Genomic DNA, 23,118 nt, shown 5'->3' with positions numbered 1-23,118 from the left:
ACAAAACAAATGCCTCTGTGGGCGAATATAATAAAATATATGAAAAAGAAATAGGAGAACTATTCAAATGTTAAACAAATTGCAAAAGTTCCGTCAGGACTTGAAGAAAAAGGGTAAAGGTTTTACCTTGGTTGAATTGATTGTCGTAATCATCATCATCGCTGTTCTGGCAGCGGTAGCAATCCCAGCTATCACAGGCTTCCAAGACAGTGCGCGTAAGAGCCGTATCGAAACAGAACACCGTCAATTGGTATCAGCTATTCAATCTTATCTTGGTTCTCAAGTGGATCCTGAGAATGCTACAGCTCCAACAATGAACGATCTGAAGCCTTATATCGCTAAGAACTCACAACAATCTGGTGACCTTGCTGATACTCTTGCTAAAGACGGAAAAGACAAGCATGCTGCACACGTAATTACTGGTAACAAGTTGATTTCAACTTATACTCCAGCAAGTGGTGGTACACCTAAGAAATGGACCTACGACTGGAAAGAAAACAGCGCTGCAACTGCAACACCTTAATTTATCTAGCGAATTTTCCACTTAACGGTGGAAAATTAAAAACTAGCGTTGTAATTGAAGATGTTATCTCAAAGTCTAGTAAAACCCTGCCTTTGGGATACTTACAAAGAAATTAAATATAATAAGAAAAAAGAAATAGGAGAACTATTCAAATGTTAAACAAATTGCAAAAGTTCCGTCAGGACTTGAAGAAAAAAGGTAGAGGTTTTACCTTGGTTGAGTTGATTGTCGTAATCATCATCATTGCTGTTCTTGCAGCGGTCGCTATCCCAGCTATCACAGGCTTCCAAGACAGTGCGCGTAAGAGCCGTATCGAAACAGAACACCGTCAGTTGGTATCAGCTATTCAATCTTATCTTGGTTCACAAGTAGATCCTGAAAATGCCACAGCTCCAACAATGAACGATCTGAAGCCTTATATCGCTAAGAACTCACAACAATCTGGTGAGCTTGCTGATACTCTTGCTAAAGATGGAAAAGACAAGCATGCTGCACACGTAATTACTGGTAACAAGTTGATTTCAACTTATACTCCAGCAAGTGGTGGTACACCTAAGAAATGGACTTATGACTGGAAAGAAAACAGTAATTCACAATAATAAAAAGTTAGATGTAAAAATAGGGAGAACATCAACGAATGCTAAAGAAACTGCAAAAGTTCCGTCAGGACTTGAAGAAAAAAGGTAAAGGTTTTACCTTGGTTGAGTTGATTGTGGTAATTATCATTATCGCAGTTCTCGCAGCAGTCGCTATTCCTTCTCTTGTTTCTTTCCAGGACACGGCTCGCAAGGCACGCATCCAGTCGGAACATCGTCAGCTGGTTCAGGCTGTGCAGTCCTATATTGGCTCGCAAGTCGAGCCAGAAACAGCTGATGTGCCAGACCTTGATGCGCTCAAACCTTATATAGCCAAAGAATCTCAGGGTTCAGGAGAGCTTTCTAAGACCCTCGCAGCAGATAATGGCAAGATTGCCCATGAGGTTAATAAGACGAGTCATAAGCTGATTTCGACTTATACACCTGCTAGTGGCGGGAAGCCTATTACTTGGGAGTTTGACTGGAGATCTAATAGCGCTAGCTAATAATAGAAAATTAGAGAAAATCTCTATTCCGACTGCCTTGGCAGTCGGATATTACCAAAGTAGTTGTCAGATGATGACAACTATTTTGGCAATATCAAAAGAGAAAATTAGGAGATATTATCCATGAAAGGAAAAAAAAGACAAGGCTCAACCCTGCCTATGGTTATTGTGACCATTGTACTATTGGTGGCTATGCTGGGTATCATGGCATCTATCGTGGACACGGGGCAGGTGCAGACTCAACGGATGTATAGTTATATGAAAGCAAAGTATGCAGCGACTTCAGGTTCTCAGCTAGCTCTAGGAGCTTATTTTGGCGATGAAGGTGGAAAAATTCTTTATAATGAATTTGGAGCTCGGGCTGAAAGTCGAAATAGATCTAGGGAGCCAATCAAATCAACTCACACTTTTAAGGATGGCGCCAAAGCAGAGATTGAAATCAATGGATCCTTTGAAGGGGCTACTAGTGGAAGCGAGAATTATTATATTACAATAGTTTCCAAATCCTATCTTACTGGAAGTAAAAGTTATTATGAGCACACAGTCGTCTTTAAATGGGCTACTAGTGGGATTCGTTCGGAAAAGGGGCGATTAGTTACAAATGAATAAAGGAGAGCAGATGAACAAATTAAAAAAAGGTTTCACTCTGGTCGAGTTGATGGTTAGTATCATGCTAACTTCAATGGTTCTGCTGATTGTGGGAGTCATCTTTAATACCATGTTCACAAGCCGAAAGCTGATTCAACAAGAAGCATCCATTCAGGCAGATATGAGAACTTCCATGCAATATGTGGATAGAACTATCAGTAAATCTACAGCGATTTTCATCCTTGATGATTCTAAATATGGCAATAAATCAAAATTTACTAAAGGCTGGAGTTATGTTGGGCTTTCTGAGGATGGGAAAAAAATTCTCAACTATATATGGGATAAAGCAAATAACGATTGGATAATCAGGGAGCTAGGAACAAAATCACTCTATGATTTGAAAATGGAGTTAGATTTTAAGAAAAATGATGACTACAAGGATAATCGTCTGGTTTCTTATGAACTGAAAGGGAAATACGCAGGTTCTCAAAATCAGCTGAGTATACACACAGCTATGTCAGCTCTTAATACTAAGCAAGTGTTTTCTAAGGTTGCTAAAGGGAAAAGAGGCATAGCTCTGGCTTATCGTGACGATCCAATCGAAGGTCAAGCTAACGTAGCAATCAGTTTTGTCTTTGATGCTTCTGGTTCTATGGAGTTCAGCTTGGATGGTACAGAAAAAGTAAATCCTTATTCTAATAACCCACTGAAAAATAGAAGTCGTATTGATATCCTGAGAGAAAAGACTAAGAAGATGATGGCGGATCTTCAGCCAATCGGAAATGTCAGTGTCAATCTTGTTCAGTTTAATTCTCATGCTAGCTTTGTACAGCAAAATTTTATTGAGCTAGACAAGGGGCTAACTTCTATTAATAGTGCGATTGATAATCTGAATCCAGAACATGCAACTAATCCAGGTGATGGTCTTCGTTATGGAATGGTTAGTCTTCAAAGCAATGCGGCCCAACTTAAATATGTAGTTCTACTGACAGATGGGGTACCAAATTCTTATATGGTGGGTCCTCAATATAATTATTGGGGAAATAAGATTGAAACTAGAACAAGGGATGGATTCGTAAACCAGGCTTATTTTAATACTTGGAGGTATGACTTATCAACGGGCTTCCATTCGACCCGAGCAAACTCTGCTTTTGCAGGTGGGAATCCTAGCTGGGCAGTAGATGGATCTATAGAATATTCTGGTGAGGTTGCAAAGCAGTTTAAAAAAGGAATCAAGCGAGTAAATGTCATTGGTTTTTCAGCGAAGGAAGCTGACAAGCAGCAGGGAAGTAGGTTAACTGCTGCTATTAAAGAAGGGGTTCCAGAAACTAGCTATACGGATGTATCAGATGATAAGCAGCTTGAGCAGACATTTGCTGATATCAAAAAGCAAGTGGAGCAAGATTTGTGGTTTGTAAATGGACCGTAGTAAGGAGGAAATATGAAACAGCACTTTTTACAAAAGAGAAAGGGTGTGACCCTTGTGGAAGTTCTGATATCCTTGATTATTCTGTCTGTCGTTACTGTTTCGTTATTGGCCTTCTTCTCAACGGGTTATCAATCTATTATGCGTCAGCGAGGTCAAAATATTGAAAACTTTGATGCGCAGGAGTCCTTTGAGAAGAGACTATCTCAGATTAAGCGAGAAGGTGGACACGGAACAGAGACAGAAAACTTTGTCTATCGGAAGGGAAACGAGGCTTCTCGGTCCATACCTGTCAAAGGTCAGACCCTCTCTTATGATGATAAAAAGAAAGTTCTTCGTCTTTTTGTAGCGAATGCCAAGGAAAGTGTCCTCGATATCCCAACTGACCTATCTGTTAGACTTAAAGACTCAAAGGGGTTCTACTATGTTGGAGAAGATGCCCCAGAAGGAGAAGCAAGTCTGAATCAGGGACAGCAAAATAACAAATCTAAAATTCATCTTGAATCTGGTTGGTTTGAAGGTGATAGAAACATTGAAAAAGACGGGGAACGTCTTGTTCCTATTGGTACACCAGGAAATAGAATCGCAAGCAACAATTCCCGCATTGTCTTTCCAAGTATGCCGGGAGATTTTACTCTAAAACCTAATTTATCCAATAGGAAGTTTACTATTACTGATAGTATGCGAGGGAAGTATTTAACTTATGCGGCAAGAGCTATTAACTCTTTCGGTCGTGTTGGCGAGTACCAAGAGGCTGAAAAACGTATTTGGGTAATGGGACTTCCTGTCACTAATAATTTAGAGGTTCATACGGATGCTGATTTGATTTTGCAGAAGAATGGGGATGGAAGTAAATCTCTTTTACCTTCTGATGGAGTCTCTCATACAGATACTGACATTCAAAATCACGCCAAGCCAAATCAGCCGTATGTTGGTAACTATCCGGTGTTGAGCTACTATGAGGAAGCTATTAAACAGCCACGTCAATTCATTGCTCTTAGTGATAAACCAAACGATAAAAAAGAAATGGGATTTACGAGAGACTTTAGCAATGGTCTGACAACATCTATCCTGCTTGGAAATCGTCAGCAGTCAGGGAAAATTCTGACTTATCAGTTAGACAACACTTTGTCTTGGGGTATTAATCTAGAGGCAGATGGTAGATTAGATTTTATTAAAACAGATAAAAGCGTAGATAACAGTGGGGGGCAGCAACCGTCATCAGTGAGGATAGATTATAACAAAGATAATTCTATCCAAGTGCGGAGTGCTGTAGTGAACAACACAAGTCTAGTTATAGAAGTTTTCGTTAATGGTGAGTTAGTACATACCGAGAACATAAGACTAAGCAGTACTCAAGTGACTCATAACTTTAGCAGTGGTAAGGTCATTTTTAGCGGTAATACTTACATTAATGAGTTTGCTATTTATACAACAGCTTTGAGAGATCCGGATATAAACAAGCTAGCTGAATACTTCCGCGATAAGTATAAGGCAAGCTAACAAGGAAATAGTTTTTAGGAAAAATAAGGGAGATTAGGAGATTATGGCAAAAAATATGTTTTCGTCCAAGGGGCGCAGAAGAGCTCTGGACGAAGAAGATAATGAGAAAAAAGGCTCATTTTTAGGAAAATTAAATAAACCGCTCTTCTCATCAAAAGGGAAACATAAAGAACACTTATCTATTCAAGGAGTTCAGATCAAGTCAGATCGTCAAGAAGACTTTGACGATGAGGAAAAGTCAACGGCAAAAGGGAGCTTCTTAACCAAGCTCAACAAGCCGCTCTTTTCTAAGAATAGTGGCAGTGATGACATGCCTGCTAAGTCTGGAAATCGTTCGCTCTTTGCTAAGAAAGGCAGTGGTGTGGCGAGTCAACCGGTCACTAGAATGCATGCACCTTACACTATGTTTGGTAAACCAATCAAGGGCAATCTGATGGCCATTGACTTCACTGACGAATCAGTCTATCTGGTTGTTGCTAGACAGAAGCGCAATGAGCTGGAGATTATCAAGATGGCATCTGCCAATCTGCCAGAAGGTGTTGTACTGAATAGTGAGATTATCGATCCGATTACTCTCAAAAATATTATCAGCGAACTGATGGAGCAGCATGCAATCACTGCTAAGTACGCTTTCTTTGCTCTGGGCAATACCAATATCATCGCCCGTTCGGTTGATGTGGCAGCTAGTGTGCAGAATGATGAGGATATTGAGGGCTTGGTATCTTACGAGCTCCAGCAATATCTGGATATTGATCCGACTTCTTATGTTATACAGTTCCAAGAGCAAGAGTCTAATTCAGCTTTTCCGCTTGATGAAGATACTCGCTCACTCATGGTCTATGCTGTGCCAAAAGGCGTGGTAGAGCAATATCTGGGCTTGGCTGAGAATTTGAAGCTGACACCTTATGTCTTTGACCTTCAGTCTAATACCTTTGAAAAATGGCTGGAACGCGTTCAGGCGGTTAACAATCGTGCTAAGAAGCTGACCAAGGAAAATGTCGGCATGGTACATCTGAGCAAGAGCTTCATTGGTGTCTATCTCTACTCAGAAGGCAAGTTTGTGACCAGCAACTATCTCAACCGTGGCTACAAGGACATCCTGAGCTATGCAGACGACGCTAGTCTATTGCAGAAGCTTCCAGCAGTGGCTTCAGATGATCTGGATACAGGTCTCTTGAAGAGGGCCTTGGATGAGTGGGTGGCTGATGCGAAGAACCACATTCTCAATACTGAAAACTTCTTTAGTGGATCGACTGGTCTCAACATTGACAGTTTCTATGTCTTTGGTGACCAGGACATTTGCTGGCAGTTGGCAGCTATTCTGAAGCAGAGCATGAATCGGGAATTCATCTCAATTGATAATGTAGATTATGAGAATGTACTGTGGGAAGGTTCTGCCGAGTTTAATGCGGAGTTCATTCCGGCTACAGCCATGTTGATTAGGAGAGCAAACTAATGCGGAGAGATTTAAACTACTTTTCAAAATATCATGTGGCACCGGCTAAAGCCAGTCCACTAAAACTTGCTGCTATTTCCGCTTTTGCTGGGATTGCAGCGATTATGATTGTGCTGATTGGCTTCTTCCAGTTTAGCGCTATGCACCTCCAAGGTGAGATTGATCGAGCGGAGCAGACGCTCAAGAGTCCAGAGATGGCTCAAGAGCTGAAGGCAGTCTCTGAGACTGAAGATAAGATTGTAACGGTCAAGAATGACGAACTTCTCTTTACCAGCCTGGAAGGTGATTTCCGCCGCCTGCACCGAGTAAACAAAGCCTTTATGGACTTCCTTAATAAAAACGTGACACGGAACCTGGTCTTTGACGATATCAAGATTAATAACGACAATGTAGAAATCAATGGTTCGTCTCAAGAGCATCTTTCTATCGCTAAGTTTGAGGAAGAGCTTCGTAAGTCTGAGAAGTTTAACCATATTTTTGTGGATAACATTACTCGCGAGGAAAAGGATAACAATACAGTGTACAAGTTTAACATTAAAATTTTAACGAAGGATGTAGATTTCAATGAAGAGCAAAAATGAGAAAGAAAAGAAAAAAATCCTGAGTAATTTAAATGAGCGTGACAAGAAATTGTTGGCCTGTGTTGGAGGAGTAGCGGTACTTGCTGGTGGTGGGTATCTGGTAACAAATTCTTATACACGGATGGCGCAGTTAGCTGAAGAGCATGCAACTATCTCGACAGAGTTGGAAGGCAAGAATGCCAAGATTAGTCAGAGAAAGTCTCTTACCAAACAGCTCCAAACATTGAATGCTAAGACTCTGGATCAGGCTAAGAAATACTATGGTACGACCAATCAAGGGGAGTTCATCTTCTTGATTGACAAGCTAGTCAACGAAAGCGGTATTAAATTCAAGTCTGTCAACTATACTGAGAGCACAGAGTTGGAACTCCAGCAGGAGGGATTGGCTGCGACTTCGTCCAAGGGTCAAAACTCCAACTCTTCTGGTACGACTAGCAGTTCAAGCTCGAGTGAGACGTCTTCTTCATCCAGTACGACCTCTAGCTCGTCTGGTACATCGTCCTCGTCTTCATCTAGCAGTAGCTCTTCATCAGATGCGAATACTGCAACAACAACGGCAGCTAATACAGCGACACCAGGGAACGGAACGACCAATAATACCAACATCACGCAGATGACAGCAGACATTGAGTTCGAAGGAACTTATACACAGGTTCTGAAATTGTTGGAATTGATTGATGGCAATCAACAAAAAATCGTTTCCAGCGAACTGGAATTGGGCGGAAAGAAAAGCCTATCTAGCACAGAGGAAAACAAAAACCCTGATCTAACCAGCGGTAAAATCAAGCTGCGTTTCTATCAGGTTAAAGACGTCGAGCGCTATGTGACTCTGGAGAGTAATGTCGATAAGACGCCTATTCAATTTGCTAACTGGGAGTCTCCATTTGCGATTCCGACTTGGCAGGCAGGCTCTATATCTGTAACAACAGCTGGTGGCGGCACAGATGCAACTGGTAATAAGGGCAGTTTGGGGGCCGCAACAACCAATACAACTAGCAGCGCGAATGCTAACAGCAGTACCAATCTGGCTCCGTCTTATCTGGAGCAGCTTAGCACTCAGTCTAGTCGGAACGATGGTCTGTCAGCTTATTACAATTCATCAACTATCTACCGCTTCGAGTCACCTCTTAAGCTGACTCAGTCAGGCGGCAGCAATCAGTATGATGTGACTGTTGACAATACGGACTTCCTTGAGGGTTCAGGTTCCAATGTGGTTAAGATTCCAGCAACCAAGTCTTCTACTATGTATGAAATGGAATTTGCAGCACCGTATGTATCCTTGAACAATAAGCCGGATGCTATCAGCTTCTCTCTATCTCTGTCTAATCAATGGCAGGGCAAGATTGGCTTGATTGTCAAGAATGCCAGTGGGCAGAAGATTTATCTTCACGTCATTCGTCCCAACAGCTGGACTGGCTGGCGCGAAGTTAGCTTCGATCCTGAAAACATTCCAGGATTCAGTTATCCAATGACTATTGTGGGTTACTACTTCGAAACTCCAAGCGGAGAAAGCCCTGAAACGACTATGAAGCTGGATAACCTATCTGTGAATAACTTGGTAGTTAGCTAAAATACTTTGAAAAAATACCAAATAAGTCTATGGTTTAAAATTTCAAGAGCATGAGTAAATTTTTCTTAAAAAAATGCTAAAAACCAAGTTATTAGACTAGTATTCACGGTGCATTTATAGTAAACTAAAACATAGAGATATTTGAAGTATAATACAAGCAAACTCAGAATAGACGCCCGAGTCTATTTTGGGTTTTAATGGAGTTTATGGAAAAACAAAATCAAGACTGGTTTTGCATTGAAAAAGTTTAATATCATTTAGAAAGTGGGGGGTGTCGAAAATATTCAAATGGCATATTTTTTACCTTTTGGAGCAGGGCTTATAGCGCTGCATACGATTAGCATTTTATTTGTTTCTAGGATTTCATTAATAAAGCGCCTTTTTCTCGTAGTATGGGTCATGCTATTTGCGATTGGTGCTCCATTCCTCTTTCAACAAGTTCCCGGCATAGCCTTTGTTGGGCTCTGTGCCTTGGCCTTGGCTGTCTATATGGTGCTGCTCTTTTCACAGGAGCTAGCTCCAGTCAAGAAGAGAGCAACTGCTTCTGCGCGAAGCAGAAGCCAGAAGCATGCTAAGAGCTCGCGGAAGGAAGCTAAGGAAGCAAGCTTGTCATCTGCTAGAGATTTGAACTTTTCCAATGCTTCAACCGGTAGGATGAGAAAGGAAAGTAAAGAAAGGGTTCAGGCTGAGGAAAGTCCGGCAAGGCAGAGAGTATCTGCTTCTGGTCGCACCCTAGCAGACCGTTCTATCAAAAAGGATATGACAAGATTTGAGAAAGTAAAACCTCTCTACCCTGTTGATAACTTGGCTACAGCTCCTGCCTTTGGAGAATATGAGCCAAACAGTCAGCTAGCGGCAGCTGAGGTCGGTATGGTGGGTATGGACCACAGCGCACAAAAGGCCAATGATGAATTTTTGCAGTCCCTGCTTCATCACCGAAAGGGTTCTACTAAGATTAAGGTGGCCAACTCTCTGATTCAGCCTACGGAAGCAAATGCAGCCGGCAATCAAGGCTATACAGATATAGATGATCCAGCCTTTGAGACAGCTGTTCTGTCTAAGATTAGACCGATGTCCTATACGGAGTCTAGCTATGGCAACTTCAGACCGCAGGCGGTTGAGGTGACAGGTGTTGTTTCTCAAGATGAGGAAGAATTCTTCACTGAGCAAGAACAAACTCAGCAGCCAGTGGCAGAAGAGGTAGGAGGCAACAGCCTAGAAGATGTTTTTGCTGCTACGGGAGATATCAAGCCAGTTAGAGCAGAAGAGTCAAAAGCAGCAAACAGCTTAGAATCTCTCTTCTTTGCTGACTCGGGTGTTGAACCACAAGCTAAGATGGATTCCGCCTTCAGTCAAGCAGCTGCAGAGCCAGAATTTTCTGCTACTGAAGAGTCTATGGTTAGCCGTGATCGTGCTGATATTCAGGGTTATCAAGATATTCTCAGCCAGATTCAGCATGATTTGCTGGGATCTGAAGAGGAAGATTTGACTGCTGAAGTGGCAGAGACTTGGGAGGAAGAAAGCAGCTTCGAACCTGCATCAGAAACGTTTGAGTTTGAAGAAGCTGCTGAACCAGCGGTTGTTCAATCAGTTTCTGAAGACACTCTTTGGACACAGGCTGAGCCTGTTCAAGAAGCAGTTGCAGATGAGACAGAAGAAGACTTGCTCAAGGGAATTGCTGACATCCTCAAAGCTGAGGAAGCACAAGTCAAAGCAGCTCCAGTCGTTCCGGCTGCAGATGAAACAGAAGAAGATTTACTTCAGAAAATTACTGATATCCTCAAGGCTGAGGAAGCAGCAGAAGCAAGACCAGCTGCAGCAACTGCGGGAGATAAAGAGGTCTATTTCCAATTCCTCCTACTGGAAAGTCAGGAATTATTGGCTTCTAATGCAGTTCAAGAAGCTGAGAGCTATCTGAAAGAAATTGTCCAAGGCAGCTCCGATCAAAATCTTCGTCAAGAAGCGTTCAACATGCTGGACAAAATCGGGAAAAATTAATACTATATAAACATACAATTGATTGTAATCAATTAGAAGGGTTTTAGGGGAAATTATGAAAAGTTGTAAAACAATCACAGGGACCGTTGTCATTGAGATTGAAAAAGGGATGGGACTGGGTGAAGTCCATGAAGTTTTTGTTGACGAGGGGGTCAATCTGACTTTTGTTATTAAGTCAAAGCAGTCTGAACAGCCTTTTGCCTTGCTGTCTAGCAAGAACATCCAAGGCATCGGTGACTTTGCGGTCATGGTAGAAAACAGCTCAGTCTTTCAAGAGCTGGAAGAGGCCGATCTGAAGGTCTTAAACGACAAGCAGGGTAGCGTCTTTGACGAAATTGTCATCACAATTGATGGAAACAAGGTGGGAACTGTTGTTGACTATCATATTGACGAAAAGAATGAAATTGGTTACTTGGTGGTTAATTCTGAAGATGCCAGCGAGGAAATTCAGATTCCTAAATCACGCATCTTGATGATTGGTAAAGAGTACATCATCCTCAATGATGAAAAAAAGACAGCTCCTCATCTTGAAGCAGATGTAGAAATGGGACGTCTGGCTGCAGCAGATCTGCTCCATGAGACTGAAGCTGCAAAACCTGCCGAAAAAATTGAGGAAGTAGTTGCTGAAGCACCTGTATTTGAGCCAGTTGTAGATGAAAAAGCAGATGTAAAAGAAGAAGCTGCGACAGATTTGACAGAGGCCTTGGCTGCTGTAGGTCTGGGAGCTGCTGCTCCTGAGTTGGAGTTTTCTGAAGCAGTCGTAGAGACAACAGAAGAACCAGAAGTTCAAGACTTGATACAAGAAACAACAGCTCCAGCTGAAGAAGAAGTTGAAGAAACAGATGCAGCGCTGAGTCTGGATGCTGCTTTGGAAGAAGTATTGGCAGCCCCTGCTGAGGAAGTAGAAACAACTATCAGCACAGCGCCAGTTGCTGAAGAAGAGTCAGCAGCAAAGAAAGCTGTCAACGACTTTATCGATCGGCAAAAACGTCTTCTGGTAGGCAAAACACTGCAAAAAGATCTTGTTAATGCAGATGGAGGAGTTATCCTGAATGCCGGAGATACTGTTTCAGATGACATCATTGATTTTCTTCGCCGTATCGACCGTAAATTCCTTATCCGCTTAGCTGAATGCGTAGTATAAGGTTGGGATGAGATTCATGTCAAGAAGAAAAAGAAAGGTTTCATCAAAATATCAAAAACTACTTCCAGCAGCGACACTTGCTGCCTTTCTGCTGGGTAGTTTATTTTATGTCATTTTTGTCTTTAATCCAACGATTGACCTGAGTATCAATGGCCGCCCCTCTATGAAGGTACGCTCTCGGAGCGAAGCTGAGATTGAAGTTTACAGAGAACTGCCCTATAAGGCTACATTTCAGCTGTCTACGGGGCAACACTTCTCTGTAGATATGCGCTTTTTAGGACTGAGCTATTTCACAGAAGAAGAGCTCAAGCGGCTGGATAATATTTCAGCCAAGACAGTCTGGGATAAGTTTACACCGTTTTTCGATACCAAGGAAAATCTACAGATTTCCATCTATCCCAATCGACTCTTTTGGCTCAGACCTTTAAATGATGTCTTGGCTGCCCATCCTGATGTTCTCAGTCAGCTTCCAACGACCAATCATCTGGTCATGGACGGCGAGTCTAATGTAAAGGTGGGAGACAAGTCTAATGGCTATAAGATTGACCCTGCTGCTTTTATCCAAGCATCTGAGGAGATTGCCAAGACTGGTAAATTTGATGATGTCAAGGTTGAGAGTACGCCTGTCGAAGCAGAAGATCAGAGTGAGCTTCTGAGTCAATATACGCACTTTATAGAGCGTAAGGAAGTACCACTGCCGACTAACGCTGCCCAAGCTCAAAACATGAAAACAGCCTTTTACAAGCTGCAGAATGTTTACTTGGCTCCTGGTGAGACCAAGTCAATCTCAGAGTTGCTGGGCGCTTTGAATGCAGAGTCTGGCTATCTGCCAGTCAAGGACAAGGATAATAAAGAAGTTTATGGTCAGGGTGCTGAGCAGATTATAGATGCCATTCAGCAGCTCGCCTTTTCACGGACCAATGTTATTTCCTATCGAGGACAGTATTTCAACATCGGAACGCCTGCTGAAGGTTTGACCGAATTGACCATTCAAAACAATACAGAAACAGATATGGTATTTTCATTAAGTTTGGAGGAGGGGCAAGTATCCATTATTTTGGCATCTAAGTGATACTCAAGGGAAGTCTAAGTTTGACACCGTCATCTGAGATTTTCAAAGAGTATAAAAAGGGAAAAATTATGATTGCAAGTTTAGTATTTATATTAGGTGTCGTATTTGGGAGCTTTTTCAATGTCGTCATCTACCGTGTGCCACTGGAAAAGAGCATTGCCAAAGGTCGGTCCATGTGCCCGTCCTGCGGCCATGTCTTGACTTCGGTGGAGCTGATTCCGGTTGTGTCGATTATCATGCAGGGCTTTAAATGCAAGCACTGTAAGGAGCCGATTTCACCGCGCTATCTCATTGTGGAGCTCCTGACGGGTCTGCTCTGGCTGGCCTCTTATCTGATCTTTCAAGATCAGGGGCCATGGATGGTTGCTTCAGCCTGTCTTTTGGTGTCACTTTGTCTCATTATCGGTTATATCGATTTTGATACTCAGTACATCTCGGACTCGGTTCTGCTGGTTTTCTGGCTGGGCCGTATGGCTGTTACGTTTTTTACCAATGAGTTCAATTGGGAACTGCTCTTTTCGCTGCTAGTCGGCGCTGGTCTCTACTCTCTCATTTATTTTGGGGCCAAGGCTTATTACAAGAAAGAGGCCTTCGGGATGGGAGACATTCTCTACTTAGCTGCCCTGAGCAGTTGGTTTAGCCCCTTGAATACGCTGATTTTGGGATATGGTTCTTTCTTTGTGGCTGGAGCGATTCTCTTAATCGCAACCATCTTTAAGAAATTCAAATTTAAGTTGAAAGAAGAAGTCCCTTTTGGTCCTGCTATGAGTATCATGGCGGTCATCCTATATTTCTGGGGAGGAATCTAGGAAAACCAAAAGCGACAATAGAAATGGATAGAAAAAATGTTTAGGAAGAAAAAAGTTATCATAGCATTAGCGACAGCTACTGTCCTTTCAGGCAGTGTGCTGCCTGTCAGCCGCCTAGCGGCAAATGAAAAGGCCAGTCTGGATCCCTCTTTAGTCCAGGTGTCAGATCAGTTTCAGGCCAAAAAGACAGGAGCAGTCGTCTTTTCAGAAGATGTAACAGTGCCAAGCACAGTGTCAGCCGATTTCATTGATAGTCGTCTGGCTGGCACACCGATGGCTGGATTGGGAAAAGCTTTCAAAAAAGCAGAGAAAGATCATGGAGTTAATGCAATTTTTCTCGTAGGGCTGGCTATTCACGAATCGGATTACGGCCGCAGTCAGATTGCTCAGGCCAAGCACAACCTGTTTGGTTTCATGGCTTATGACTCCAGTCCTTTTTCCAGCGCAGGAAATTTCGCAACATTTGACGATGGTATAGATACCGTTGCCCGCTATCTCAGCGAGCACTATCTCAAGCCTGGCGGTCAGTTCTACAATGGTAAGAGCATGGCTGCTATCAATGTAAGATACGCATCTGACAAAACTTGGTCAAGTAAGATTATGATTCGTATTCGAAATTTTTTGAAAAAAGGTTAAGGCGGCTGGGACAATCGTGTCTCAGCTTGCTTTATTATAGGAAGAATTTCTTGGTGAGGCGATTGACGGAGTTTTTGCTGCTCTCTGGGGCTCTAAAAATTCCTAATCATCCTCTCGGGACTAAAAAATCAAAAAACTTGCTTCTGCGACATCTACATCGTCTTTTATGGCGAAAAATGACTTAATTAGGGGATTTATGAAAAAAAAGTTTGACGTAAGCGATGTGTTAAAGGAAGCCTGGGGATTGACTGTTGATTACTTTTTTGTATGGGCAGCAGGGCTTGCTATCATTCAACTGCCATTTTTTATTCTGGGGCTGTTAATTCTATTTTTTTCTCCATTGACTTCTACATTTCTTCCAAGTATAATTCTGCTGGGATTTCTATGTTCTTTTGTGATTGCTTATATCCATAAGTTTTCCTTGACCATGGTTCGTAATCCGCAGATGGTGCGAAGAAACTTCTGGAGGGCTGTTGGCTATAGTATTTCTGATGGCTTTTTTGGGCGTTTGCTTTCTATGTCTATTTATGTCTTCATCTTTTTCTTAGCTATGTTACTTCTTTTTGTATACTTGTATCATATGTGGGTTCCTGGTTCAAATGTTCGGGAAATCTGGCATGCTTTGGCTATTTGGGCTGTAAATAATCAAGAAAAAATGACAAGTATACTCTTTCTGATGTTTTTGATAGCACCAATGTTTAACTTGGTATTCCATTTGTTTTACAGTTATTTTATCGTCTCTCACTTCTTCTTGTTGCCCTATATTATTCAGGATACCAACTCCTCTGATAACCTCTTGCGTCCTCTGTCAGCCTTTGGCAGCTTGGGTAAGTCCTTTTCTCGTATGAATGGTCAGAGGGGGCGTTACTTACTGGTAGAGCTTGTCTTAAAGCTTATTCCTGTAGTATTGGGTCTAATAGAAGTTTTGAGTTTACTTTTTGGCGATGGCGTGTCTAATGTTGTGGGAATGATTGTTAGTATGATAAATGGCTTTTTGCTGATTTATGCCTTGGCAGCCCGTTCGGTTATGGCTGACATCCTGATGTCTTATGATCGGGAAATAGTTAATTTTGGAGATTAATATTTATGAAAAAATTAGAAAGGGTTTTAGGATTTAGGATAATGAACGATGAATGATGTAAAAGTAACAAGGGTTTTCAGAGAAGCTTGGATTTTTGTTACAGAATATTATTTTGTCTGGCTGAAAGGCCTTTTGCTGGTCGGAATCCCGCTTGCAGTGCTGGGCTGGTTTCTTTTTCCGCTGGTTTCGAGTTGGTCTTACCGGTCCATTTTAGTCTTGACTTGTTTGGCATTTATAATTGCCTTCGGTTTTGCTTACGTCAATAAATTTGCCTTGACAGTGATACGAAATCCGCAGATGGTTAAGCTCTATTTTGGCTATGCAGTTTGGTACAGTATCTCAGATGGCTTGCTTACCCGCCTCTTTTATTCCTTCATTGTCAGTGCAGTTCAGGTTCTGATTCTGTACATGGGTTGGTCGGCAATCGGCATCAATCTTGGGGTGGCTAGTCTCTTTGCCTTTTATCGGAGAGCAGTAAGTCCAGAGGCCATTGTGATTTTCCAGTTTCTCTTTCCTTTCTTGTTCATGGTCTTTTACCTGCTCTTCACTTATCTGGTTGATTCGCACTTCTTTTTGCTGTCCTATATCATTCAGGATACTAGCTCCAGAGACAATCTGGCCAAGCCGCTTTCTTTTTATGGCTGTTTGAGAAAGTCAGTCCTGCTGATGAAGGAGCGCAGGGGTCGTTATGTTCTGCTCAGCTTTTTTCTAGCTTCTTTTGGTGGGATGATTGGCTTGGGTACTCATCTCCTGATGGATCTGATAAGGCAGTATATTGGTCCCTTGCTGGGGGAACTGGATGATTTACTTGGCCTGATTCAGATGATTCCTGTCCTAGTTTTCAGTAGCTTTTACTGTGTATTTGTTCTGGTTGTTCGGACAGTTTTTGCCGATACTCTGATGGAAAATGATGCAGAAGTGGTGGATTTTGGTGATTAATTTAGGAAGTAGAAAGACCAGACAATACTTGATAGAAACAAGAGGAAGGGTATGAAATCAGTAACAAGAATCTTAATAACAGCTTTGGTGCTAACTGGGATAGGCTTTATTCCTCTCCCTTATGAATTAGAGACCGTGAGGCCGGCTTTGAATGCCAAAGACTTTGTCCAAGTTCAAGGAGGAACTGATAAAGGAAAAGGTAAAATCTATGTCATGGCTGTTGGTGTTTCCAAGGCCCGAGTGTTCAGTCTCTTTTTAACTCTGCTGCCTAATTACAGGCTGGAAACAGAGTATGTCTCTGTTCCTGAAAACTATTTCGATAAGGAGAAGGGACGGGAAGAGCGAGAGAACAGCACTATGGGCTCTTCCCATCTCAATGCTTTGCAGGTGGCTTATCAGGCTGCTGGTCGTACAGTTGAGATTAGGCATAAAGAGATTTACGTAGGTGGTATCAGCAGCGAGACGCCTCTATCAAAGGAGTTACAGCGAGGCGATGTGATTTTAAAGATTGACAATCAGACTTACACTAGCCCATACGACATCGTTGATCAGATGGAACAGCGGCCAGTCGGCGATGTGGTATCAATTGAGTACAGTCGTAATGGTGTAATCGGTTTGGCTAGCGGTCCTGTGATTGTGGATGAGACGACTGGTAAGCCTGGTTTGGGAATCGAATTGGGATCTAAAGCCAGTGTTGCCATGAATCCTCTGACCGAGTTTAAGAGCAACGGTGTAGCAGGTCCTTCTGGTGGACTCATGTTCAGTCTGGAGCTTTACAATCAGCTCGTGTCTGAAGACATTACCAAAGGAAAAACTATTGCTGGTACTGGAACGATTGACCACAAGGGAAATGTTGGCCGGATTGGCGGGATAGAGATGAAGGTCATGGCTGCAGATAAGGCAGGCGCCGAGATTTTCTTTGTTCCTGATGATACAATTGACGCCGATATTGCCCAGTACAATCCCAAGCTGCGCTCTAACTACCATGAGGCACTTCGTGCTTCTATCAAAATCAAGAGTAAAATGAAAATCGTCCCTGTCAAAACCTTCAACGAAGCTTTGAACTACCTCAGAGAGATGGAATAAGAGACTTTACTACTCTATGAATAGTCAATAGAAACACAAGCTCTTGCTAATTATTTATCTGGCGAGGGCTTTTATTTTATAATTTTTTCAAATAATTGCCACCTTGGCACATAAATTCTTGCTTTCCAAATTGAAGTGTGATATATTTATAACATAAAGAATGTTAAATATTTCTAACACAAGGAAAGGAGTCTGTCATGAAAAAAAGTCAAAAAACGGGTGGTCTCATTGCGATGATTGCCGCAGCTCTCTTTATTGATTTTACTGTTTTATTTGGTTCCAATCTTAGTTGGGGACCCAAGTTGATTATTCTCGGTATTTCAGTGTTAGGTCAGATTGTAGCTATTTGGGGCTGGCTGCACATGAAACCATGGCCTCATAAGAGTCAGAAAGGTAAGGGAAAGACTATTTTTGACTTGTCTGCTAAGCTATACACGATGCTTTTGTTTGCAGCAACCATTTTTTATACAGTAGGAATTTGGGTTGCAACCCCAAGCGAAGGATCCAGTATTAAGGAATGGATTTTGGGAGTTGGCCTCGTTATTGAAGCGATTGTATTTGGTTTTTTCTCTTTGAAAAATGTCAAGGAAACTCCAGACGAACGCTTTTATGCTAATTTAGCTAAGGCAGCTAGCTTGATGTTTGTCTTTATACTAGGCGCACTGATGATCCTAGCAGTTATCATTGGGTACATGGGTTCTCTCACTCTCTACATGGGCCAGATCTTTATTAGCATAGCTGCCTTGATTTGCATCTTTGCAGTTGTCTATCTTATCTTGGAGCGGAGAGGATAACCATGGCCAAGGAAAGCAAGATTATCACTAATCTCAAATCCGTTCGCGAATCCATGGGCATGACCCAGCAGGAGCTAGCCGACCGCATCGGCATGCGGCGCGAGACAATTCTGCACTTGGAAAATAACCGCTACAACCCTTCGCTGGAAATGGCTCTCAAAATTGCTCAAGTTTTTAACCTTAAAGTGGAAGATCTCTTTGAACTCAGACAGAAAGAGGAGGCATAATTCTTTTCGAGACCTGCTAGTGACATAAACCAGAATACTCTAGGCAGTTTGCTGCTTAGAGTATTCAATTTGTATATGAATCATCGTTTTTATCTTTTTCCAAAAAATGCTATAATATGAGCAAGTATGTAGAGTATAGAGGTATTAGGTTGGAAAATTGTGTTTATATCATTTCGGGTCCTCCAGGTGTTGGAAAAAGCAGTGTCAGTAAAGAATTAGCCTATTCTTTTGACAAGAGTGCTGTGATAGAAGGCGACATGATTTATTTAATGGTTAAAAGCGGCTTAGTAGCACCTTGGGAAGACGATGGCTACTACATGGATTTATTCTGGGACAATATCATTAGTCTTACCAGCAATTTACTTAATAGAAGCATGACTATCATCATAGACTATGTCATATTCGAGGAACAAATCAAAAAAATTACAGATTTTTTAAAGGCCAGACAAACAAGATTAAAATACTGTGTATTGCTGGCAGAAGAAGAAAAGCTTAAAGAAAGGGACCTATCCAGAAATGAAATAGAAAGAACGGGTGACTTATCAATCAAATCTAGAAAAGAGTTTCTAGCTAAAAATATTACTCAGGAGCATTTCCTTTATACGGATCAGTTAGATATCAGAGAAACTGTGAATCTCATAAAAACAGAAGATCGATTTTTTGTTTAAGAACGAATAAAAGAAAAAAAGCCTTTGAAATACTGATTTCAAAGGCTTTTCTTTATCTCAATTATTTCACTTCTATCTACAGTTTCTAAATCTCTAAATATAATAGAGCTGAAGCAGTGGTAAAACAAATCATCAACAAACTTGGTAATATCTTAGAAAATAATTTCTTTATAGTCCAAGTCGGTTTGCTTTAAATTATACTTTTTTCTTAAACATTTGCTACGAGTAGGTCTTTCTTGTGAGTAATTTTCATCAAAAAATTTCATAGATAAGTCCTATATATAATCATGGAAAAGTAGTAAAAATAGTTGTTATCCTAGTTGATTAAAAAAATCTCTGATTTCCTCATCTTTTATAAAATAATATATAATTTTCCCCTCTCTTCTAGTATCCAAGATGTTTTGATTGGCTAGTTTACGAAGATGGTGGGAGGCAGATGCCATACTGAGATTTAATAAACAGGCTATATCGCAGACACAGAGTTCTTCGACGGCAAGGAGATAAAAGATGATATTTATCTGTTTATTATCGGTAAATTTTGATAAAATGCGAAGTGATTTTTGGACTTTTTCCTTTTCAAGGTAGTTCGATGCGGTTGTAACATTTTGTTGATTTATAACATCCACTTGACAGATACTATCTTTTTTCATAATTTTTTCTCCTAGCCTTACACAGCCCATAGCATGTCAAAGCTGTTGTTTTCAATCAGGATATACATCCCCAATCCTAAATAGACAACGGCAATAAACCATCTGCTATATTTTTCCAAAGTTTCTCCAACAGAAGGGACTTGTGCCAATTTTTGGGCAGAAAAAACCAAGAGATAAATCATGACTAGAAAGGTAAGTAAAGCCACTATCAAATTCGCTAAATTTAAGGTAATAAAATATGGGACAAAAACACCAATATTGTCAGCGCCACAACTTGCAAAAGTAATCATAGCGACTAGAAAAATCAAGTTTTTATTATCTTTGCGCAAACCATCTTTTGCAATAGCTTCTCCATCAGAATCTCCTAAAAGCAAAACTTTGAGTCCTAGGAAAATTGGAATCAAACCGAGCAAACCTAAAATCTCTTTACTAGGAATATAATTTAAGACAAATGCAAAAAGTAAACTTAGCAATATTAGACTAACAGAGCCTAGAAATTGTCCTAAATAGATGTTAATGATGTCTTTTCTGCTTTTTCTTTTGGCAAAAAATAACATTAGGATAATAAGTAAGTCTACGGCTGTCCCAGAATACAGGATTATTGAAGTAACAACATTTTGAACCATAAAGCACCTCATTCAAATATATTTTTGAATGTATTTTAACATTAACCTTTGTAGATGTCAACTTCAGCTCCATCAAAATATAGATAAGAAGGTAGTGTACCAAATATTAAAAAGCCCTGCCATCGAAATTATAGCAGGGCTTAACTTCAATATCCAGATGATATATTTATCTAAAAAAGGTAGAGAAAAAGGTAGAGTTTGAATTGAAATACAGTGCAATATATCGCATTTGGCAAAAAGAAAAAACGCTTGAAATCAGCGTTTTTCTTCTGTATTGATTCGTATTGAATGCTTACTTCACTTCTGTAAACACAACGTGCTTGCGAAGTTTTGGTGAGTATTTCTTCAATTGAAGACGGTCTGGTGTGTTGCGTTTGTTTTTAGAAGTAAGGTACAAGCGTTCACCAGATTCTTTGTGTTCAAGTGTGATATTTACGCGCATGGTAGCTCCCTTCTATTATTCTTCTGCAGCAGCTTTGGCAATCTTACGGCCCTTGTAGTATCCTTTAAGGGATACACGGTGAGAGCGTGAGTAATCACCAGTAGTTTCGTCAAAAGTTACAGTTGGAGCTGTCACTTTGTAGTGAGTGCGGCGTTTGTTTTTCTTCGCTTTGGAAGTGCGACGTGCAGGTACTGCCATTGTTTGTTTCTCCTTTTAGATTGTGAATTCGATTCAATTTGATGATTTTCATCAACTTTAACAGTATAACAAAACTTTTTTGTAAAGTAAAGTTACTTGACAGATTTTTTTCTTCTTTTTGCTTGATAGGAAAAAGTTTCAAATCCGCCTCTATATTTTCCCAATCTTCTGAAAATTTAAAAATTTTCTTCTGTAAAATACAGCCTAAGTGTGGTATAATAAAGCACAAAGATTACTGTAATGAAAGGGAAAGATATGACAGATAAGGACATTCGTCACAGAAGTAAGATTTATGACAGTATGGTTAAATCTCCTAACCGTGCCATGCTTCGCGCGACGGGGATGACTGATAAAGATTTTGAAACGCCTATTGTTGGGGTGATTTCCACTTGGGCGGAAAATACACCTTGTAACATCCATTTGCATGACTTGGGCAAGCTGGCCAAGGAAGGCATCAAAGCAGAGGGCGCTTGGCCTGTTCAGTACGGGACTATTACGGTTGCGGACGGGATTGCCATGGGGACGCCGGGCATGCGCTTCTCTCTGACCTCACGCGACATTATCGCAGACTCCATCGAGGCTGCCATGGGCGGGCATAATGTGGATGCTTTTGTAGCTATCGGGGGCTGTGATAAAAATATGCCAGGCTCCATGATTGCCATTGCTAACATGGATATTCCTGCTGTCTTTGCCTACGGCGGAACGATTGCACCGGGGAATCTGGACGGCAAGGACATTGACTTGGTTTCTGTCTTTGAAGGAATCGGGAAATGGAACCATGGTGACTTGACGGCTGAGGAAGTACGACGCATTGAGTGTAATGCCTGCCCTGGCCCTGGTGGCTGTGGTGGTATGTATACAGCCAATACTATGGCGACGGCAATTGAAGTTCTAGGCATGAGTTTGCCAGGCTCCTCTTCTCACCCTGCTGAGTCCAAGGACAAGCAAGAGGATATCGAAGCAGCTGGTCGTGCTGTTGTGAAAATGCTGAAAATGGGGCTGAAGCCGTCTGATATTTTGACACGTGAAGCCTTTGAAGATGCAATCACAGTGACCATGGCTCTGGGTGGCTCGACCAATGCTACTCTGCACTTGCTGGCCATGGCACACGCGGCCAATGTTGAGCTGACGCTTGATGACTTTAATGTCATTCAAGAGAAAGTACCGCATTTGGCTGACTTGAAACCATCTGGTCAGTATGTCTTCCAAGACCTTTATGAGGTTGGTGGGGTACCGGCTGTGATGAAATATCTCTTGGCGAACGGCTTCCTGCATGGTGATCGCATCACTTGTACAGGTAAGACTGTGGCAGAGAATCTGGCAGAATTTGCTGACCTGACACCAGGTCAAAAGGTCATTATGCCGCTTGAAAATCCAAAACGTGCGGACGGTCCGCTGATTATCTTGCATGGTAATCTGGCTCCAGACGGCGCTGTTGCCAAGGTTTCTGGTGTTAAAGTGCGTCGTCACGTTGGACCAGCCAAGGTCTTTGACTCGGAAGAAGCCGCTATTGATGCGGTACTGGCCGATGAAGTGGTCGATGGCGACGTGGTTGTAGTTCGCTACGTTGGACCAAAGGGTGGCCCTGGTATGCCAGAAATGCTGTCACTTTCTTCTATTATCGTAGGGAAAGGCCAAGGAGACAAGGTGGCACTTCTAACTGACGGTCGCTTCTCAGGCGGTACTTACGGTCTGGTTGTCGGACACATTGCTCCGGAAGCTCAGGATGGTGGCCCGATTGCCTACCTTCGTACAGGCGATATGGTCACGGTTGACCAAGATACCAAGGAAATTTCCATGGCAGTCTCTGACGAAGAGCTGGCGAAACGCAAGGCAGAAACGACCATCCCACCGCTTTATAGTCGCGGGGTACTTGGTAAATATGCTCACATGGTATCCTCTGCCGCTAAAGGTGCTGTTACAGACTTCTGGAAACCAGAAGAAACTGGTAAAAAATAGCTTATATATGATAAAAGAACCCGCTAGTTTTTCTAGCGGGTTTGATATTTTTACTTTAAAT

Annotated in this window: 26 protein-coding genes; 22 read left to right on the top strand and 4 right to left on the bottom strand. The window is 41.7% G+C overall.

What is annotated here, in order from left to right:
* Positions 1-67: 67 nt before the first annotated feature.
* The 20 genes from MFP28_RS11205 (at position 68) to MFP28_RS11110 (ending at position 19,182) form a co-directional block, all read left to right on the top strand.
* Positions 68-523, top strand: coding sequence for a prepilin-type N-terminal cleavage/methylation domain-containing protein (locus tag MFP28_RS11205; RefSeq protein ID WP_002907551.1), 456 nt, complete (start codon positions 68-70; stop codon positions 521-523).
* A gap of 152 nt (positions 524-675) precedes the next feature.
* Positions 676-1,122, top strand: coding sequence for a prepilin-type N-terminal cleavage/methylation domain-containing protein (locus MFP28_RS11200; RefSeq protein WP_002907550.1), 447 nt, complete (start codon positions 676-678; stop codon positions 1,120-1,122).
* A gap of 38 nt (positions 1,123-1,160) precedes the next feature.
* Complete coding sequence (locus tag MFP28_RS11195; protein WP_002907548.1) at positions 1,161-1,604, top strand: prepilin-type N-terminal cleavage/methylation domain-containing protein; 444 nt, start codon at positions 1,161-1,163, stop codon at positions 1,602-1,604.
* Positions 1,605-1,727: 123 nt separating this feature from the next.
* Positions 1,728-2,213 (top strand): hypothetical protein, encoded by a 486-nt coding sequence (locus MFP28_RS11190; protein ID WP_002907544.1) that lies wholly within the window; start codon positions 1,728-1,730, stop codon positions 2,211-2,213.
* Positions 2,206-3,621: a VWA domain-containing protein gene (locus MFP28_RS11185; RefSeq protein WP_002907542.1), complete on the top strand. Its 1,416-nt coding sequence runs from the start codon at positions 2,206-2,208 to the stop codon at positions 3,619-3,621. The genes MFP28_RS11190 and MFP28_RS11185 overlap by 8 nt, the downstream gene beginning before the upstream one ends.
* 12 nt (positions 3,622-3,633) lie before the next feature.
* On the top strand, positions 3,634-5,121 hold the full coding sequence (locus tag MFP28_RS11180; protein ID WP_002907541.1) for a type II secretion system protein: 1,488 nt from the start codon (positions 3,634-3,636) through the stop codon (positions 5,119-5,121).
* A 43-nt stretch (positions 5,122-5,164) separates the two neighbouring features.
* Entirely contained in the window at positions 5,165-6,577 is a 1,413-nt protein-coding gene (gene pilM, locus MFP28_RS11175) for a pilus assembly protein PilM (RefSeq protein ID WP_002907540.1), read from the top strand.
* Positions 6,577-7,158 (top strand): PilN domain-containing protein, encoded by a 582-nt coding sequence (locus MFP28_RS11170; protein ID WP_002894178.1) that lies wholly within the window; start codon positions 6,577-6,579, stop codon positions 7,156-7,158. Before pilM ends, MFP28_RS11170 begins: the two co-directional genes overlap by 1 nt.
* Entirely contained in the window at positions 7,142-8,728 is a 1,587-nt protein-coding gene (locus tag MFP28_RS11165) for a hypothetical protein (RefSeq protein WP_002899351.1), read from the top strand. The genes MFP28_RS11170 and MFP28_RS11165 overlap by 17 nt, the downstream gene beginning before the upstream one ends.
* A 288-nt stretch (positions 8,729-9,016) precedes the next feature.
* A complete protein-coding gene (locus MFP28_RS11160; protein WP_263281510.1) occupies positions 9,017-10,726 on the top strand; it encodes an SSA_2305 family type IV pilus system protein in 1,710 nt (569 codons plus the stop codon).
* Between the two features lie 55 nt (positions 10,727-10,781).
* The gene (locus MFP28_RS11155) at positions 10,782-11,870 is read left to right on the top strand and encodes a hypothetical protein (protein ID WP_002907538.1); all 1,089 of its coding nucleotides are present in this window, start codon (positions 10,782-10,784) and stop codon (positions 11,868-11,870) included.
* 7 nt (positions 11,871-11,877) lie between these two features.
* Positions 11,878-12,942, top strand: coding sequence for a VanW family protein (locus MFP28_RS11150; RefSeq protein ID WP_002907537.1), 1,065 nt, complete (start codon positions 11,878-11,880; stop codon positions 12,940-12,942).
* Positions 12,939-13,751 (top strand): prepilin peptidase, encoded by an 813-nt coding sequence (locus tag MFP28_RS11145; RefSeq protein WP_002907536.1) that lies wholly within the window; start codon positions 12,939-12,941, stop codon positions 13,749-13,751. Before MFP28_RS11150 ends, MFP28_RS11145 begins: the two co-directional genes overlap by 4 nt.
* Before the next feature lie 36 nt (positions 13,752-13,787).
* The gene (locus MFP28_RS11140; protein ID WP_002894168.1) at positions 13,788-14,387 is read left to right on the top strand and encodes a glucosaminidase domain-containing protein; all 600 of its coding nucleotides are present in this window, start codon (positions 13,788-13,790) and stop codon (positions 14,385-14,387) included.
* Positions 14,388-14,553: 166 nt separating this feature from the next.
* Complete coding sequence (locus MFP28_RS11135; protein WP_002907535.1) at positions 14,554-15,468, top strand: hypothetical protein; 915 nt, start codon at positions 14,554-14,556, stop codon at positions 15,466-15,468.
* A 48-nt stretch (positions 15,469-15,516) separates the two neighbouring features.
* Entirely contained in the window at positions 15,517-16,407 is an 891-nt protein-coding gene (locus MFP28_RS11130) for a hypothetical protein (protein ID WP_002905609.1), read from the top strand.
* Positions 16,408-16,458: 51 nt separating this feature from the next.
* On the top strand, positions 16,459-17,493 hold the full coding sequence (locus tag MFP28_RS11125; RefSeq protein ID WP_002907534.1) for a SepM family pheromone-processing serine protease: 1,035 nt from the start codon (positions 16,459-16,461) through the stop codon (positions 17,491-17,493).
* A gap of 197 nt (positions 17,494-17,690) precedes the next feature.
* Positions 17,691-18,287, top strand: a complete 597-nt coding sequence (locus MFP28_RS11120; protein WP_002907532.1) for a hypothetical protein — start codon at positions 17,691-17,693, stop codon at positions 18,285-18,287.
* 2 nt (positions 18,288-18,289) lie between these two features.
* Positions 18,290-18,514 carry a helix-turn-helix transcriptional regulator gene (locus tag MFP28_RS11115; RefSeq protein WP_002894155.1) on the top strand — a complete coding sequence of 75 codons (225 nt, stop codon included), beginning with the start codon at positions 18,290-18,292 and terminating at the stop codon, positions 18,512-18,514.
* A 149-nt stretch (positions 18,515-18,663) separates the two neighbouring features.
* Positions 18,664-19,182 (top strand): AAA family ATPase, encoded by a 519-nt coding sequence (locus MFP28_RS11110; protein ID WP_173306647.1) that lies wholly within the window; start codon positions 18,664-18,666, stop codon positions 19,180-19,182.
* A 311-nt stretch (positions 19,183-19,493) separates the two neighbouring features.
* On the opposite strand, the gene cadX is transcribed toward MFP28_RS11110, so the two are convergent.
* Both cadX and MFP28_RS11100 read right to left on the bottom strand, forming a co-directional pair.
* Positions 19,494-19,832 carry a Cd(II)/Zn(II)-sensing metalloregulatory transcriptional regulator CadX gene (gene cadX / locus MFP28_RS11105; protein ID WP_032916123.1) on the bottom strand — a complete coding sequence of 113 codons (339 nt, stop codon included), beginning with the start codon at positions 19,830-19,832 and terminating at the stop codon, positions 19,494-19,496.
* Between the two features lie 17 nt (positions 19,833-19,849).
* Positions 19,850-20,458, bottom strand: coding sequence for a CadD family cadmium resistance transporter (locus tag MFP28_RS11100; protein WP_002907530.1), 609 nt, complete (start codon positions 20,456-20,458; stop codon positions 19,850-19,852).
* Between the two features lie 28 nt (positions 20,459-20,486).
* Between MFP28_RS11100 and MFP28_RS11095 the strand changes: the two genes are divergently transcribed.
* Positions 20,487-20,660 (top strand): hypothetical protein, encoded by a 174-nt coding sequence (locus tag MFP28_RS11095; RefSeq protein WP_002907529.1) that lies wholly within the window; start codon positions 20,487-20,489, stop codon positions 20,658-20,660.
* Positions 20,661-20,750: 90 nt separating this feature from the next.
* On the opposite strand, the gene rpmG is transcribed toward MFP28_RS11095, so the two are convergent.
* Both rpmG and rpmF read right to left on the bottom strand, forming a co-directional pair.
* Entirely contained in the window at positions 20,751-20,900 is a 150-nt protein-coding gene (gene rpmG, locus MFP28_RS11090) for a 50S ribosomal protein L33 (protein ID WP_001265622.1), read from the bottom strand.
* Positions 20,901-20,915: 15 nt separating this feature from the next.
* Complete coding sequence (gene rpmF / locus MFP28_RS11085; protein ID WP_002907528.1) at positions 20,916-21,098, bottom strand: 50S ribosomal protein L32; 183 nt, start codon at positions 21,096-21,098, stop codon at positions 20,916-20,918.
* Positions 21,099-21,353: 255 nt separating this feature from the next.
* On the opposite strand from rpmF, the gene ilvD reads away from it, so the two are divergent.
* Positions 21,354-23,057 carry a dihydroxy-acid dehydratase gene (gene ilvD, locus MFP28_RS11080; protein WP_023917059.1) on the top strand — a complete coding sequence of 568 codons (1,704 nt, stop codon included), beginning with the start codon at positions 21,354-21,356 and terminating at the stop codon, positions 23,055-23,057.
* Positions 23,058-23,118: the final 61 nt, after the last annotated feature.

It is taken from the genome of Streptococcus sanguinis, assembly GCF_050234405.1.
GTDB lineage: Bacteria > Bacillota > Bacilli > Lactobacillales > Streptococcaceae > Streptococcus > Streptococcus sanguinis_W.
Note: the sequence above shows the minus strand (reverse complement) of the source record. Positions and strands in the feature narration are given on the sequence as shown.